The following is a 14,063-nucleotide window of genomic DNA, read 5'->3' as shown; positions in this document are numbered from 1 at the left end:
CCGCGGACACAGTCTTGTACGTCAGCTACGGGTCGAACATGTCGTCGGCCCGGCTGGCGGCCTATCTCCGCGGCGGTGTCGCGCCCGGCGGCAAGATTACGCACGTCGGTGCGCGCGATGCCACGTTGCCGATGCGGTCGATGCCGATCACGTTGCCCGGCACCGTGTTCTTCGCTGGCGAATCGCGGGTGTGGGGCGGCGGCCGTGCCTACTACGACCCGACGATCCCCGGCAGCACGCCTGCCCGCGCGTACCTGATCACGGCCGAGCAATTCGACGATGTTCGCGCCCAGGAACCACCCGTCTACGACCGGATTCTGGAGCTCGGAGTCCACGACGGCATTCGTATGCTCACCTTCTCCAGTGAACTCGGCAGGTCGTCGGCGGCGCTCAATCCGCCGTCACAGCCGTATCTCGAAACCATCGCAACGGGGATTCGGGAAGCGCACGGTTGGGACACAGCAACGATCCAGCACTATTTCGACGGGGTAACCAAGGCGTGTTCGGGCGGCGAGGAACTGCGCTGAGTGCTAAGACTTAGCCAGGTCGCCAAATCGCGTGACCGGCGCCGAGGTCTTCACGGAGCAGTATGTCCAGCAACACCTTCGACCCGACCGAGAGTCGGGTGGATACAGACGCAACCGACAACCAGATCGTTCGGCGCACTACCACCACTACCTATTCGCGTCGAATTCCATGGCTACCGTTACTGATTGCGGTTGTGCTGCTCCCGCTGATTCTTGCTGCATTCGCCACGCTGACCGGTCTCGGTAAACGCGACGCGATCCGCGACGACCTGTCACTTCGCAGCCGTGCCGCGCTGCTGAATTCGGGGATCCCCGACGCGCAGGTGAGTGTCGACGGTCGCGATGTGACGCTGAGCGGCGTTCCCACGGGCAAGGAAGGTGACGCGAAGAAGGTGGTGCAGGATCTCGACGGTGTTCGCACAGTTGCGGTTTCGACCGACGGCGCGGCATCCGTTCCTGCACAGGCGTCGCCACTCGACATCGCGGTGAGCGCCGACAAGATCACCCTGACCGGCAATGTTCCGGATACCGCAACCAAGACCGCACTGGTGAATGCGGCGAATTCCAAGGCGAACGGCCGTCAGGTCGTCGATCAGATTGCCGTTCCCAACGGCGCCAAGCCGTCGATCGACGGTGCTGGTGTCGCGGCTCTGATCGGTACCCTCGGCACGTCCGGCATCAACGCCAGAGTCGACGGCAACGGCGTCACGCTCACCGGGACCGTCGCCAACGACGCAGACAAGGCGAACGTCGAGGCGCAAGTCCGCGCCGGACTACCGGGACAGAACGTCATCAACCAGCTGGCCGTGGCTCCCGCACCGGCGCCTCCGCCGACCTTCGACAAGGGTGCCCTTCAGCAGCGCATCAACGGTCTTATCGCAGGTCAGGCGATCACGTTTGCGGCCGACACCGCAACGTTGACGTCGGCGGGCGCCAAAACTGTTGCGCAGGTGGCGGATGCGTTGAAGTCCGCCCCGGATGCGCGGGTGGAGATCGACGGTCACGTGGCGAAGACACCGGGGCCGTCACTCAACGCGCAACCGTTGAGCGAGCAACGCGCACAAGCAGTTCGGACTCAGTTGATCGATGCAGGCATCGCACCGGAACGCATGACCGCAGTGGGGTTCGCGGCCGAACGGCCGATCGCCACCAACAACACAGCAGCAGGCCAGGCAGCCAACCGCCGCGTCGAGATCATCGTTCTCTAGGGAGGAATGACAGTGGGCTACCTGTTCGGCCAAACATGGATCTGGATTCTGATTGCTCTGGTGCTGGGCATCGTCATCGGCTTCGCGTTGGCGTGGTCGGCGCGCAAGGAGAAGGTCGAAGTGACCGAGGAGCGGATCGGTGGTTTCGGCGCGCACGGATCGTCCGCCTCGACAGCAGGTTTCGATGCCGCAGCGGTGGAACCTACGCCGAGGCACCGGGAGCCGGAGGCAGTTCAGGAATCACAGTCGGTCGAGGAACCACAGTCGGTCGAGGAACCACAGGCCGAGCACGTCCCTGTCGTCGACGACGATCGGCAAGTTGCCTACGACCACCCGCAGACCAGCTACGACGTCCTGGAAACCACCTACGACGATCAAGCCGGACGGCATCAATCGCCGGCAGCGCCGATCTACCCGGAGCAGCCGATCCAGCAATCGGAGCCGGGTCGCTCGGTATTTCCGTCCCCCTCGGAGTGGGACTCGCCTGCCGCCAATCCGAATGCGCCACACTATGATCCACCGAGATACGACCCACCACGATACGATCCGCCGAACTACCAGGTCCCGAACTACGACCGTCCCAGCTACGACGAGCCCTACCCGGACGACCGCCGCTGAACGTCAGGTCGACGCGCGAGCACGCCCTCGACGGCGGCGCGGATCTGGTCGACGTCGATGGGAGACTCCTGCGCGTGTGCCGCGTCGACTGCTCCGCCTGCAGCGCCGACAAACGCTCCCGCCAATGCACCGGCGGCGACTGGGGTGAGGTGCGGGTATGCCTCGACCAATGCCGCGGCAATTCGTCGGGATGCCAAGTATTGGAATTGCGCTCCGATCAAGGCGACCGCCGGTTCGTCACGTAGCAACTGGGTGCGCACCGCGGCGAGTCGTCCGGTCATCTCGTCGTTCTGCTCGACGAGGGCTTGATCGAGCGCCCTCAGCAGGGCCACTACTGGATCGGCATCGGTGTCACCGTCGGCGAGCACCGCTGTGACCGCGCCGTCGATTCTGGTGTCGGACTCCGCGAACAGCAGGCTTTCCTTCGTCGGAAAGAAGCCGAAGAAGGTTCGGGGTGCGATCCCCGCTGCCTTGGCGATGTCGGTGAGGGTGGTCGCCTCGTAGCCGCGTTCGGCGAACAAATCGCAGGCTGCGTCGATGATCGCTGATCGAGTCCGTATCCTCTTGCGCTCACGAAGCCCGAGCTCGGCCGTCTTCATGGCTGCCACTGTAGACGGATTCGTGCAGCTACCGCAATAATGCAGTTGACGCAAATTTGCAGTGACTGCATACTTGGATGATGGAAACACGAAGAGTTTTGATCAGCGGTGCTGGCATCGCCGGTGTCACCCTCGGGTACTGGCTCGCTCGTGACGGATTCGACGTCACGATTCTCGAGCGAACGCAACAACAACGCTCCAGCGGCAATCCCGTCGATATTCGGGGCGAGGCCATGTCGGTTGTGGCGAAGATGGGGCTGCTCGACGAGCTGCGCGCCTCGGCCACGACCGCACGTCGGGCGGTGATCGTCGCGGCCGACGGTTCAGCGGTGGCGCGGATGGCAACTCAGAACGACGTCGGTTCCGGACGCTCGAGCGAAGAGATCGAGATTCCCCGAGCAGACCTGGTCGGCGTGCTGATCCGTTCGGTGGCTTCGAAGGTCGACCTGCGCTGGGGTGAGAGCATCGCGTCACTCGCCCCGCGCGATCGCGGCGTGGACGTGACACTGACGTCGGGCGCGGAGATCACCGTCGATCTGGTGATCGGTGCGGACGGAGTGCGATCGCACACAAGAGGATTGGCGTTCGATGCGGACGCGCGGCGCACCTACCTCGGGCTCTACATAGCAACTACGCGCGCGCCGGATCTGGCCGTCCTGCCGGATGAAGTTCAGATCTACAACGAGCCAGGGCGGATGGTGAGCGTTCATCCCGGCACCGGCACGCCGATCATCGCGTATATGTTCCATCGACCCGAGGTGGCACGGTTCGACTACCGTGACGGCGACGCGCATCGCGCACTCGTCGCGGACGCCTTTGCGGGCGGTGGCTGGCGGACAGCAGAGTTGCTCGAACGCACGATGGCCAGTGACGACGTGTTCTTGGATGCGATTGCGGCTGTGCGAGTGCCGAATTGGTCGAATGGGCGCGTCGGGCTTGTCGGCGATGCGGCGTCCAGCGTCTCGCTACTGGGCAACGGCTCGTCGAAGGCGATCATCGGCGCGCACACATTGGCGGCCGAGTTGGCTGCGACCACCGACCACGCGCACGCGTTTCGCCGGTACCAGCAGATCCATCAGCCGAAGGTGTCGTCCGCAACGGCTGTCCGACTGGGAGCACGGTTTCTCGTGCCGAGGCACCGACTGGACCTGGCATTGCGGAACCGAGCGCTTCGGGCCGTGCGCTCATCGGCATGAGTTCCGCATTGGTTGCATTTCCTCCCGGAAAACGGGAGGAATTGCAACGGATCAGCAGGTCAGGCAACTCACGCTGTCAGCCTAGTTCCGCAAGCTTGCGTTCCAGCACCGTCCGCTCACGATCGTTGCTGCACAAGCGAACTGCCGATTCGAATTCGACGCGAGCCGCATCGGTCCGACCCAGCCGCTTGAGCAGTTCGCCTCGAACCGTCGGCAGCAGATGCGAATTGGTGAGCGAACCTGCAGCCACCAACTCGTCGACGAGGATCAAAGCGGCTGCCGGACCCTGTGCCATCGACACCGCTACCGCGCGATTGAGGTCGACCACCGGTGACGGCGCGAGCCGTCCGAGTGCTTCGTAGAGCAACACGATGCGATCCCAGTCCGTCGAACCCGCATCCGTTGCAACCGAATGGCATTCGGCGATCGCTGCCTGCAACCCGTAATAGCCCAAACCGCGACCGACGCGCATGGCCTGCGCGAGTTCCGCCCGGCCGCGCTCTATCGCCGACCGATCCCACCGCCGCCGATCCTGGTCCTCGAGCAGTACTGGCTCGCCGTCCGCGCCGGTACGTGCCGGAAACCGCGCGGCCGTCAATTCGAGCAGTGCCGCCAGCGAGTGAACCTCGGACTCGTCGGGCATCAGGTGCGTGAGGACGCGGGCAAGTCGTCGGGCCTCGCCTGCCAGATCGAATCGAATCAGATCGCCGCCCGAACTGGCCGTCGAACCCTCGGTGAAGATCAGATACACCACGCTGAGCACCGAGCCCAGCCGAGCGGTCCGCTCGTCCGCGGGTGGTACCTCGAACGGCACGCCCGCGGCACCGAGAGTCTTCTTGGCGCGGGTGATTCTGGCCTGGACGGTGGCTGCCGGGACCAGGAACGCTCGCGCGATCTCGTCGCTAGTCAGACCGCCGACCACCCGCAGCGTCAGTGCCACCTGAGCTTCCCGCGAGAGCAGCGGATGGCAGGAGACGAAGATCAGGGCGAGGACGTCGTCGTCGATCCGATCGGGATCCCACAGCTGGTCGTCCGCCTCGGGTGCCTCGTCCAATTCGCGGGCGATGCCTGCGTAGCGTGCGTCCAGCGCGGAGCGGCGTCGAAAGCCGTCGATCGCCCGCCGACGACCCACCGTGAGCAACCACCCCGCCGGATTACGGGGGACTCCTTCACGCGGCCAGTTCACGAGAGCCTCCGCGAGGGCTTCCTGCGCCAGATCCTCGGCCAGCACGAAATCGCCGGTGTAGCGCGCAAGCGCGCCGACGATCCGTGCCGACTCGATCCGCCATACGGCGGCGACGGCCTCGCGGCCCGTCGAGTCCGTCATCCTCAGAGCTGGCCCGTCGACTCGCGCCAGGCCCGCTCCTTCTGGATCCAGACGTTGTCCTGGGGAAGCTCGTCGATGGTGGTGACGCGGCGGATTTCCGCCTTGGAACCCTTGCCCGCCAGCGGGGCGCGCTTGGCCCACTCGACGGCCTCTTCCTTCGATGCGACGTTCAGCAGCCAGAATCCGCCGAACAGCTCCTTCGTCTCGCCGTACGGCCCGTCCGTCACCACCGGCGGCTCGGACGAGTAGTCGACGACCACGCCCGACGAGGCATCGGGGTCCAAGCCCTCGCACGACAGCAGGACACCCGCGCGGATCAGCTCGTCGTTGAACTTGCCCATCGAGTCCATGATCTCGTTGAAGTCGGCGCCCTCGAACGCCTCGAAGGTTTCATCGGTCGCGCGCATGATCAGCATGTACTTCATGGTGTGTCTCCTCGGTTTCTTCGAGCCTCGCTCGGGCTCGCTCGGCCATAGGTCGAACGGCCGCCGCCCGAATCGACAGCCGAGCAGAATCTTTTTCTTCGCGTCAGGCCGGGCGTCGCGCCAGCAAGCAGAACTCGTTGTAGATGAAGATCTTTCCCAGCTTGCGAGGGAACGGAAAGCTGAACGGAACCTGCGGAACAAGCCCGACGGTGCGACACAGCTCCACCAGATCGTCGCCGGTGGTGAAGCGTTCGTGCGTCGGGTCGCTGTCGTAGCCGCGCTCCTGCGGGCAAACGAAAAACACCTTGCCGCCGGGCTTGAGGAACTTCAGATATTCGCGCAGCAGCTTCTCGCCGCTGTCGGCGTCCATGTGCTCGATGACGTGGGCGAGCAGTATCCCGTCGAACGACGCAGGTGGTGTCGAACCCAGGAATTCTTTCGACGTGACGGCGTCGTAGCCCATCGACCGGGCGATGGCGACGGATTCCGAATTGTGGTCGACGCCGACGGAGCCTGCAGGGAGAACTGCCAGGTTGCGGCCGATGCCGCAGCCGACGTCGAGGGTTCGACCCAACCCTTGCCTGCGCAGATTCCAGTGGTACGGCGCCTGGACGTGCAGCGCCCGCTTCCACCAGACGGTCTGCTTCTTGCGTAATCGCTCCGCGTAATCGGCAGATTCTGTGCTCACAGTGGTCACCCTAATGTCACCTGGGTCACCGCCGGGGAATCCGACTTGGCGCGCGTCACGCCTCTGAGTAACCTGCGTTTACCGTTCGTGCATCGTTTTGTCACAGAGCAGTGACACGATCGGCGGCGCAACGGGTTCGGGACGTAACTTCTGGGAGCGGTTGAAATGCTAGCGAGAAAATTGGGTGCAGCAGCGGCTGCTGTAGCAGCAGTTGTATCCGGTCTGGTGGTCGGCGGCAGTTCGGTAGCGAATGCGGTTCCGGGCGCCTGCCCCGATCTGTATGTCGTTGCAATTCCCGGTACTTGGGAGACTTCCGACCACTCCGCAGCCCGCCCCGGCATGCTCACCAACGTGACGGCCGGATTGCCCGGCAACGTCCGCAGCGACTACGTCAGCTACGCCGCGACCGCTTTCCCGTGGGAGGGCGACGTCTACGGTCGCTCGAAGAATCAGGCCGTCGACAACGCGCGCGGCATGGTCGGCGCAATGGCACAGCAGTGCGGTAACACCAAGATCGCGCTCATCGGTTACAGCCAGGGTGCCGACGCTGCAGGCGACCTCGCGGCCGAGATCGGTACCGGCATCGGCGTCATCCCGCCGAACCGACTGGTGGCGGTCGGGCTGATTTCCGACCCGCGTCGGTCGCAGACCGACGCGCTGATCGGAGCGCCCGTCGCAGGTAACGGCGCAAGCGGCCCGCGTCCAGGCGGTTTCGGATTCGTCACGCCTGCGGTTCGTACCTTCTGTGCGGTCGGCGATCTGTACTGCGCAACGTCGAAGGACGATTTCGTGATGCGGTTCGCGGGCTTCCTCGCGCAGACCTCCGATCCGAACCCGGCCAAGTTCGGTCTGTACCAGCAGGAAGGCGCCGCGATTTTCGGCGACCTGATGACGTCCGGTGGCATTCCGCTGCTGCAGAGCCAGCTCAGCGATCAGGCCAACAAGGATCGCGTCAACCAGCTCGAGAAGTTCTACCAGTCGCAGATCCACACCGACTACGCCAACTATCCCGTGGACGGTGCCGGTAACTCGGCGACGTCGTGGGTGCGGAACTGGTTGCGCGACCTCGCCTGACCGAACGTCGGCTCACGGCTCGACCAGCCCCGACCTGATCGCATAGCGGGTCAGATCCAGTCGGTCGCGCATGCCGAGCTTCGCGAGAATGTTCGCGCGATGTCGGTCGACGGTCTTGGCGCTGATAACCAGGGTTTCGGCGATCTCCTTCGACGAGTTGCCCTCGGCGATCAGCTTCACGATCTCCTCTTCGCGCGGCGTGAGAATGCTGTCCGGCACTCGATCGCGTTGCAGGTAGTCGCGGATCAAGGCCGTCACCGCGCCCGGATAGATGAACGATTCGCCGCGCATTGCCGCCCGGCAGGCCTCGATCAGATCGCGATCCGCCACCGATTTGAGCACGTAGCCGCACGCGCCTGCCTTGAGCGCTTCGAAGAAGTACTGCTCGTTGTCGTACATCGACAAGATCAGAATGCGGATCCCCGGCGCCCGTCGCGAGATTTCGCGCGCCGCCTGAATGCCGGTCATGCGGGGCATCGCGATGTCGAGAATCGCGACGTCGACCAGGTCGGCGTCGGCGGCATCGACGGCTTCCGCGCCGTCGGATGCTTCGGCGACAACGGTCAGGTCGGGCTCGGCGTCGAGGATCAGTCGAAGGCCGCGCCGGACCAGTGCATGGTCGTCGGCGAGCAGGATCCGAATCATGCACGAGCCTTTCCGTTGGGGACGTCCAATCTGACCTCGGTGCCGCCGTCCGCCGGTGACGTGATGGTCAGCTCGGCGTCGACCAGCAGCGCGCGTTCGCGCATGCCGCGGATGCCCGCGCCGTCGTGGCGGACACCGCCGATGCCGTCGTCGACCACGCGCAGCGTCAGGGCGGTTGGATCCTTGGTCAGCCGCAGTTCGACGGCGCTCGCGTGCGCATGTCGGGTGACGTTGGTGAAGCTTTCCTGCGCGATGCGATACACCACCAATTCGACGTCGTTGCCGACCTCCAGCGGGCCCGGGTCGACGCGACGGGTGACGGGTATGCCGCTGATTCGGGAGAACTCGCTGCTCAGCGAGCTCAATGCGCTGTGCAGACCGAGATCGGCGAGCACGCCAGGTCGTAGGCGGTGCGCGACCTGTCGGACCTCGTCGAGGCTGGATCGCACCGTTTCCTGGACCGCGTGCAGTTCGGGGCGCAGCTCGGCGGGTGCGCGGTCGACCGCGTGTTTGAGCCCGAGCAGCACGACGGTCAGGCTTTGCCCGATCTCGTCGTGCAGTTCGCGCGCGATGCGCTGCCGCTCGCCCTCCTGCGCCGCGAGTGCGTGTGCACTGCTGGCGGTGCGTTCGGCTTCGAGACGATCGAGCATCGCGTTGAAGGTCTGGATCAGGTGTGTCAGATCTCCGCGCGGAGTCTTGTCGTCGATGCGGACTCCGGTGCGCAGCAGATCCACTCGTTGCATCAGTCCGGTGAGTTCCTCGAGTGGGGCCAAGCTGCGACGGACGAGCAGGGCGTTGGTGGCGACGATGATCGTCAAGCCGATCAGCAACACCGGAATCTCGGTCAGGTTGATCGGTGCCGACACCGTGGCGGGCGACAGCGCGAGGACCAGCGTGCCGATCGTGAAGACCAAGCCGTTGATGACGAACATGCGTCGAAACAGTGCGCGCGCAGGTTGGGTCGAGCGTGCGTCGAGCGCGGTGACCATGTGACCAGAGTTCCCCTGTGGTGCCCGGTTTGTCCATCGGGACCCGGCACCCACGCGTCTGCATAACGCACCCCCCATAGAGATGGGTGCTGGACCGGATAGTGCTCCGGACCTGCGGTGGCAAGACTTTGCACATGGAGATCAGTCGCAGCACCGTTCCCGGCGTCGGCGTGGTCCACCATCTCAGGACCCGGGGCGGTCAAAGCTTCGGCGTGCTCGTCGACGAATCGAACCATCGAACGCTGATGGTCTACGGCTGCGGACGTGGAGAAGCGGCCGACGTCGACGAGCCGCTGGAGACCATCGTGCTCGACGGCGACGAGGCCGATCAGGTTGCCGAAATGCTGCACAATCGCGCGATCGCCGACCGGCTCGCGACCGTAGAGCGGCGGCTCGCGCAATTGGTGGGGGAAGCGTCATGACCGTGACCAGTGCACGAAGGATCGCGGGCTTCGGCCGAGGAGATGACGTCATGCAAGCCGGCGATATCGCACAGCACGTTCCGACCGTCACCACCCGCGACACCGTCGCACGTGCTGTGCGGGTGATGGTGGTGAGTCGTCTACCCGGGCTGATCGTCGTCGACGATCGTGGCCGCCCCACTGTGGTGCTGCCGGGCACCCAGGTCCTGCGACTCGCGGTTCCCCGCGAGTACCAAGCGGATCCGGCGTTGGCTCGCACCATCGACGAGGCGCACGCGGACATCTTCTGGCTCGAGCTCGGCGACATGGTGGTCCGCGACTGTCTTCCTGGCCCGGCGACCACCCCGGTCACGGTGCCGCGCAACGCAACTCTGCTCGAGGTTGCCGCGCTGATGGCTCGCCAGCACAGTCCCCTGGTGGCGGTCGTCGAGCGGGACGGCACGTTGGTCGGGGCGATCACGTTGGAGCGCCTGCTCACCAGCCTGGCGGTACTCGGCCCCGACGACTGACCGGCGATGCCTCTCGGTGGCCCAATTGCGTTGGGCATCTTCGCTGTTGCGTTCTTCTTCATAGCCACCGAGAAGGCCGACAAGGTCAAGGTGGTGCTGATCGGCGCCGGTGTGATGGCGGCGCTGGGTCTGATCCCCGGCACCGAGGTGTTCTTCTCCGAGCACGAGGGCATCGACTGGAACGTCATCTTCCTGCTGCTCGGCATGATGATCATCGTCTCGATCATCAAGCAGACCGGGCTGTTCGACTACCTTGCGATCTGGGCCGCCAAGCGCTCCAAGGGCGAGCCCTATCGGCTGATGGTGATGCTGATGGGGATCACGGCGATCGCGTCGCCGTTCCTCGACAACGTCACGACGATCATGTTGGTCGCGCCGGTCACGGTGGTGGTGTGCAATCGGCTGCGGATCGCCGCGCAGCCCTATCTGATCGCGGAGGTGTTGGCATCCAACATCGGTGGTGCGGCAACACTGATCGGCGATCCGCCCAACATCATCATCGGTAGCCGAGCTGGGTTGACCTTCAACGACTTTCTCGCGAACATGGCGCCGATCGTGGTGATCACCTTCATTGCGTTCGTGCTGTTGACGCGCGTGCTGTTTCGAAAGTCGTTCCAGTACAACCCGGAGCACGTCGCGGCGGTGATGGCGCTGCAGGAGCGACGGGCCATCACCGACGTCAAGCTACTGGTGCGGTGCCTGGTGGTGCTCGGCGTCGTGGTGATCGGGTTCGTGCTGCATTCGGTGGTGCATCTGGAGCCGTCGATCGTGGCACTGCTCGGTGCGGGTGTGATGCTGCTGGTGTCGAAAGCCGAAGTGGGCGGCGTGCTTCGGGACGTCGAGTGGCCGACGCTCGTGTTCTTCATGGGTCTGTTCGTGATGGTGGCAGGCCTGGTGCACACCGGCGTGATCGAAGCGATGGGCACCTGGGCGGTGGAAGCGTTCGGCGACAACTACTTTGTCGCCGCGACGGCATTGCTGTTCGGGTCGTCGATCCTCGGCGCATTCTTCGACAACATTCCCTACGTCGCCACCATGGCCCCGGTAGTCGAAGGTGTGGTTGCCGAGGTGCCCGATCCGGAAACCGGTCGGGCACTGTGGTGGGCGTTTGCTCTCGGTGCCGATTTCGGCGGTAACGGCACAGCGGTCGCCGCGAGTGCCAACGTCGTCGCGATCGGCATCGCCGCGCGGACTGGTCACCCGATCTCGTTCTGGCAGTTCACCAAATACGGAATCGTGGTGACGTTCCTGACGACGGTGATGGCGTGGGTCTACGTGTGGTTGCGGTATTTCATGTAGTCACGCGCTGGCTCCGCCGTCGACCACGATGTCCTGACCCACGACGTACGACGCCGCATCCGACGCCAACCACAGGACAGCCGCGGCGATCTCGCTCGTATGTGCAGCTCTGCCAGAGGGATTCGCAGTGGCGAGACGAGCATCCCGATCACTCGGTGTTTCGCCGGGGCGTAGCGACATGGTCGTCTCCGTCGATCCCGGGCTGACCGCGTTGATGCGGATGCCGTCAGCGATGTTCTCCAATGCCGCCGTCCGGGTCAGCACACTCACCGCCGCCTTCGATGCGGCGTAGGCGCCCATCCCCGGTCTGCGTTGGTGCGCACCGATATTCGATGCGATGTTGACGATCGCGCCGCCGCCGCGCATCGCCGCGATCTGATGCTTCATGCACCACCAGAGGCCGCGGACGTTGGTGTCGAACAGGGCGTCAAAATCGCTGGTTTCCATCTCCGCAAGCGGTCCGGCACGCAGCAGACCTGCCGCGTTGACCGCAACGTCGATCGTGTTGTCACGCAGCGCAGTTGCTACCGATTCTTCTGCGGTGACGTCGATCGGTGCGATAGCGGCGTTGGGAATGAAGGTTGCCGTCTCGGCGAGGGCATCGCGTGATCGTCCTGCCAGCACGACATGCGCGCCCTGTTCGCCGAATGCGACGGCGACCGCGCGGCCGATTCCTGAGCCTGCGCCGGTGACAAAGACTGTGCGGCCGTCGAATTCGGTTGTGCTGCTATCCCGGGTCATCGGATCAGTCCCATCAAGGTGTCGACGGCGCGACGGTTCGCGGCATCGCTGTCAGCGACCCGTGCCGCGACCTGCAGGCCGTTGAGGGTGGCGTGGACGACGTCGGCCAACTCGTCCGACGACGGGCCGTCGGCGATGGTGCCGTCGAGCCGTCCCCGATCGATCAGAACGACCAGCAGATCGTGGAACTCGGCAAGGCTGTGGCGGGCCAATCCCGCGATCTCGGCGTCCGAACGCCCGACCTCCACAGCGGCGTTGACGACCATGCAGCTGCGTTGGTTCTCGACGTCGAACTGGCCGACGATCACGTCGTCGAGCAGGGCCCGAAGTAGCTCGCGGCCGGTACCGGTCCTGGTCAGATACGCCTGCCGTTCGACGTCCTTGGCAACGCCGTAGCGCTGCAGGGCCTGACGGTAGATCTCGTTCTTGCTCTTGAACGTGTTGTACAGGCTGCTGCGGGACAAGCCGGTCGAGCGGCACAGGTCCTCCGTGGACGTCCCCGCGTACGAGCCGTTCCAGAAGCAGTCCATCGCCTTGGCGACGACGTCATCGGTCGTGAACTCCCGTGGTCTGGCCATAGCCGCGAGCGTAGGCGTTTTGAACTGATCTGTCCAGAATTGGTCAGGCGGCGGGCTCCTGCTGCGTGGTGCAGTGGATTCCGCCACCGCCCGATGCGATTGCGTCGATGTCGAGTTGCACCACGCTGCGGCCTGGGAACAGCGTCTCCAGCTTCTGCTTCGCGTCGGCATCCGCCGCAGGGTCGCCGAACTGGGGCGCGATAACGCCGCCGTTGCAGACATAGAAGTTGATGTAGCCGGCAGCAAAATCTTCCGAGGGGGACTGCTCACGCAAATCCGTCGGGCCGTCGATGACGACGACCTCGATCTTGCGTCCGCGCGCGTCGGTGGCACCGTCGAGAATGTCGAGATGACGTTGGGTGACGTCGTGATCGAAGGATTGTGGGTCGGGGTCGTAGCCGGCGACCACCTTGCCCGGTCCGGCGAATCGGGCATAGAAATCGGTGTGGCCGTCGGTGATGTCCTTACCCGCGATGCCGGGCAGCCAGATGATCTTCTGCAGGCCGAGCACCCTGCCGAGTTCGGCTTCGACGTCGGACTTCGACCAGCCCGGATTGCGATTGGCGTTGAGAACACAACTCTCGGTGATGATCGCGGTGCCCTCGCCGTCCACCTCGATGCCACCACCTTCCAGCGTCAGATCGGTGCGCACCATCTCGGCGCCCGCCTGCGAGCACACGAATTGCGCCACCTTGGCGTCCTGGGCGTGCTCCTGCTTGTCGCCCCAGCCGTTGAAATTGAAGTTCAAGGCGGCGGCGGTTCCGTTGCCCTTGACGAAGACCGGTCCGGTGTCGCGCATCCACAGGTCGTCGAGCGGGGCCACCACAAGGTCGACGGTGGGTCCGACGAGGGTGCGCGCCTCGTCGAGATCCTCCTGTCGAACCAGCATGGTGACCGGCTCGAAGCGTGCGATCGTCTGCGCGATGGTCGCCAGGTTTCGGCGCACGTCCGGGAGTAGTTCGGCACCCCAGATGTCTTCGCTGGCACCGAAAGCCATCCAGGTGCGCTTGTGCGGATCGCCCTCGTCGGGCATGGTCCAGGCCCGTGGATCGGCTTCGGCGTGCGGTTGCGTTCCATCGGAATCGGTCTCACATGCCGACAGGACGATACCGGCGGTGGCCGCGAATCCCGCCTGGATGAAGAGTCGTCTTCGCACCTGTGACCTCCTGGTTTTCGAGTCACCATCTCACGTTTCGCACACTGTGGTCGACTACCTGT

General features: G+C 64.7%; 17 protein-coding genes. 8 read left to right on the top strand and 9 right to left on the bottom strand.

The window, feature by feature from the left end:
- Positions 1-38: 38 nt before the first annotated feature.
- The 3 genes from FOY51_RS02550 to FOY51_RS02540 all read left to right on the top strand — a co-directional run bounded on the left by FOY51_RS02550 (position 39) and on the right by FOY51_RS02540 (position 2,353).
- On the top strand, positions 39-527 hold the full coding sequence (locus FOY51_RS02550) for a hypothetical protein (protein WP_149428604.1): 489 nt from the start codon (positions 39-41) through the stop codon (positions 525-527).
- A gap of 62 nt (positions 528-589) precedes the next feature.
- Positions 590-1,735: a channel-forming protein ArfA/OmpATb gene (gene arfA / locus FOY51_RS02545; protein WP_149428603.1), complete on the top strand. Its 1,146-nt coding sequence runs from the start codon at positions 590-592 to the stop codon at positions 1,733-1,735.
- A gap of 6 nt (positions 1,736-1,741) precedes the next feature.
- The gene (locus FOY51_RS02540) at positions 1,742-2,353 is read left to right on the top strand and encodes a LapA family protein (protein ID WP_149428602.1); all 612 of its coding nucleotides are present in this window, start codon (positions 1,742-1,744) and stop codon (positions 2,351-2,353) included.
- Here FOY51_RS02540 and FOY51_RS02535 read toward each other — a convergent pair.
- A complete protein-coding gene (locus FOY51_RS02535; protein WP_149428601.1) occupies positions 2,332-2,952 on the bottom strand; it encodes a TetR/AcrR family transcriptional regulator in 621 nt (206 codons plus the stop codon). The genes FOY51_RS02540 and FOY51_RS02535 overlap by 22 nt on opposite strands.
- Before the next feature lie 80 nt (positions 2,953-3,032).
- Here FOY51_RS02535 and FOY51_RS02530 point away from each other — a divergent pair, with 80 nt between their 5' ends.
- The gene (locus FOY51_RS02530) at positions 3,033-4,148 is read left to right on the top strand and encodes an FAD-dependent monooxygenase (protein WP_187776139.1); all 1,116 of its coding nucleotides are present in this window, start codon (positions 3,033-3,035) and stop codon (positions 4,146-4,148) included.
- A gap of 76 nt (positions 4,149-4,224) precedes the next feature.
- Here FOY51_RS02530 and FOY51_RS02525 read toward each other — a convergent pair whose 3' ends face one another.
- The 3 genes from FOY51_RS02525 to FOY51_RS02515 all read right to left on the bottom strand — a co-directional run bounded on the left by FOY51_RS02525 (position 4,225) and on the right by FOY51_RS02515 (position 6,588).
- Positions 4,225-5,475 carry an RNA polymerase sigma factor gene (locus tag FOY51_RS02525; RefSeq protein ID WP_149428599.1) on the bottom strand — a complete coding sequence of 417 codons (1,251 nt, stop codon included), beginning with the start codon at positions 5,473-5,475 and terminating at the stop codon, positions 4,225-4,227.
- Between the two features lie 2 nt (positions 5,476-5,477).
- Positions 5,478-5,900 (bottom strand): YciI family protein, encoded by a 423-nt coding sequence (locus tag FOY51_RS02520; RefSeq protein ID WP_149428598.1) that lies wholly within the window; start codon positions 5,898-5,900, stop codon positions 5,478-5,480.
- 103 nt (positions 5,901-6,003) lie between these two features.
- Entirely contained in the window at positions 6,004-6,588 is a 585-nt protein-coding gene (locus FOY51_RS02515; RefSeq protein WP_149428597.1) for a class I SAM-dependent methyltransferase, read from the bottom strand.
- Positions 6,589-6,753: 165 nt separating this feature from the next.
- Here FOY51_RS02515 and FOY51_RS02510 point away from each other — a divergent pair, with 165 nt between their 5' ends.
- Entirely contained in the window at positions 6,754-7,662 is a 909-nt protein-coding gene (locus FOY51_RS02510; RefSeq protein ID WP_149428596.1) for a cutinase family protein, read from the top strand.
- A 12-nt stretch (positions 7,663-7,674) separates the two neighbouring features.
- Here the strand turns inward: FOY51_RS02510 and FOY51_RS02505 are convergent, their stop codons facing one another.
- Both FOY51_RS02505 and FOY51_RS02500 read right to left on the bottom strand, forming a co-directional pair.
- Positions 7,675-8,307, bottom strand: a complete 633-nt coding sequence (locus tag FOY51_RS02505) for a response regulator (protein ID WP_149428595.1) — start codon at positions 8,305-8,307, stop codon at positions 7,675-7,677.
- Positions 8,304-9,296 (bottom strand): HAMP domain-containing sensor histidine kinase, encoded by a 993-nt coding sequence (locus tag FOY51_RS02500; RefSeq protein WP_149428594.1) that lies wholly within the window; start codon positions 9,294-9,296, stop codon positions 8,304-8,306. Before FOY51_RS02500 ends, FOY51_RS02505 begins: the two co-directional genes overlap by 4 nt.
- A 134-nt stretch (positions 9,297-9,430) precedes the next feature.
- On the opposite strand from FOY51_RS02500, the gene FOY51_RS02495 reads away from it, so the two are divergent.
- From FOY51_RS02495 to FOY51_RS02485, 3 genes are read left to right on the top strand one after another with little or no spacing between them, the layout of a single operon-like run.
- Positions 9,431-9,718 carry a cation:proton antiporter regulatory subunit gene (locus FOY51_RS02495; protein WP_149428593.1) on the top strand — a complete coding sequence of 96 codons (288 nt, stop codon included), beginning with the start codon at positions 9,431-9,433 and terminating at the stop codon, positions 9,716-9,718.
- Entirely contained in the window at positions 9,715-10,227 is a 513-nt protein-coding gene (locus FOY51_RS02490; RefSeq protein ID WP_235916055.1) for a CBS domain-containing protein, read from the top strand. Before FOY51_RS02495 ends, FOY51_RS02490 begins: the two co-directional genes overlap by 4 nt.
- A gap of 6 nt (positions 10,228-10,233) precedes the next feature.
- Positions 10,234-11,526: an ArsB/NhaD family transporter gene (locus FOY51_RS02485; RefSeq protein ID WP_149428592.1), complete on the top strand. Its 1,293-nt coding sequence runs from the start codon at positions 10,234-10,236 to the stop codon at positions 11,524-11,526.
- On the opposite strand, the gene FOY51_RS02480 is transcribed toward FOY51_RS02485, so the two are convergent.
- The 3 genes from FOY51_RS02480 to FOY51_RS02470 are packed head-to-tail and all read right to left on the bottom strand — an operon-like array spanning position 11,527 to position 14,001.
- Entirely contained in the window at positions 11,527-12,267 is a 741-nt protein-coding gene (locus FOY51_RS02480; protein WP_149428591.1) for an SDR family NAD(P)-dependent oxidoreductase, read from the bottom strand.
- Positions 12,264-12,845 carry a TetR/AcrR family transcriptional regulator gene (locus FOY51_RS02475; RefSeq protein WP_149428590.1) on the bottom strand — a complete coding sequence of 194 codons (582 nt, stop codon included), beginning with the start codon at positions 12,843-12,845 and terminating at the stop codon, positions 12,264-12,266. The genes FOY51_RS02480 and FOY51_RS02475 overlap by 4 nt, the downstream gene beginning before the upstream one ends.
- A gap of 43 nt (positions 12,846-12,888) precedes the next feature.
- The gene (locus tag FOY51_RS02470; protein ID WP_371830394.1) at positions 12,889-14,001 is read right to left on the bottom strand and encodes an agmatine deiminase family protein; all 1,113 of its coding nucleotides are present in this window, start codon (positions 13,999-14,001) and stop codon (positions 12,889-12,891) included.
- Positions 14,002-14,063: the final 62 nt, after the last annotated feature.

Source organism: Antrihabitans cavernicola (genome assembly GCF_008297975.1).
GTDB classification, from domain to species: domain Bacteria; phylum Actinomycetota; class Actinomycetes; order Mycobacteriales; family Mycobacteriaceae; genus Antrihabitans; species Antrihabitans cavernicola.
The sequence above is the reverse complement of the archived record's forward strand: the minus strand, read 5'-3'. Positions and strand labels throughout refer to the sequence as shown.

Coding starts and splice junctions, on each gene's coding strand:
- FOY51_RS02550 (WP_149428604.1), top strand. CDS start 39: ATGTCGTCGGCCCGGCTGGCGGCCTATCTCCGCGGCGGTGTCGCGCCC.
- arfA (WP_149428603.1), top strand. CDS start 590: ATGTCCAGCAACACCTTCGACCCGACCGAGAGTCGGGTGGATACAGAC.
- FOY51_RS02540 (WP_149428602.1), top strand. CDS start 1,742: ATGACAGTGGGCTACCTGTTCGGCCAAACATGGATCTGGATTCTGATT.
- FOY51_RS02535 (WP_149428601.1), bottom strand. CDS start 2,952: ATGAAGACGGCCGAGCTCGGGCTTCGTGAGCGCAAGAGGATACGGACT.
- FOY51_RS02530 (WP_187776139.1), top strand. CDS start 3,033: ATGGAAACACGAAGAGTTTTGATCAGCGGTGCTGGCATCGCCGGTGTC.
- FOY51_RS02525 (WP_149428599.1), bottom strand. CDS start 5,475: ATGACGGACTCGACGGGCCGCGAGGCCGTCGCCGCCGTATGGCGGATC.
- FOY51_RS02520 (WP_149428598.1), bottom strand. CDS start 5,900: ATGAAGTACATGCTGATCATGCGCGCGACCGATGAAACCTTCGAGGCG.
- FOY51_RS02510 (WP_149428596.1), top strand. CDS start 6,754: ATGCTAGCGAGAAAATTGGGTGCAGCAGCGGCTGCTGTAGCAGCAGTT.
- FOY51_RS02505 (WP_149428595.1), bottom strand. CDS start 8,307: ATGATTCGGATCCTGCTCGCCGACGACCATGCACTGGTCCGGCGCGGC.
- FOY51_RS02500 (WP_149428594.1), bottom strand. CDS start 9,296: ATGGTCACCGCGCTCGACGCACGCTCGACCCAACCTGCGCGCGCACTG.
- FOY51_RS02495 (WP_149428593.1), top strand. CDS start 9,431: ATGGAGATCAGTCGCAGCACCGTTCCCGGCGTCGGCGTGGTCCACCAT.
- FOY51_RS02490 (WP_235916055.1), top strand. CDS start 9,715: ATGACCGTGACCAGTGCACGAAGGATCGCGGGCTTCGGCCGAGGAGAT.
- FOY51_RS02485 (WP_149428592.1), top strand. CDS start 10,234: ATGCCTCTCGGTGGCCCAATTGCGTTGGGCATCTTCGCTGTTGCGTTC.
- FOY51_RS02480 (WP_149428591.1), bottom strand. CDS start 12,267: ATGACCCGGGATAGCAGCACAACCGAATTCGACGGCCGCACAGTCTTT.
- FOY51_RS02475 (WP_149428590.1), bottom strand. CDS start 12,845: ATGGCCAGACCACGGGAGTTCACGACCGATGACGTCGTCGCCAAGGCG.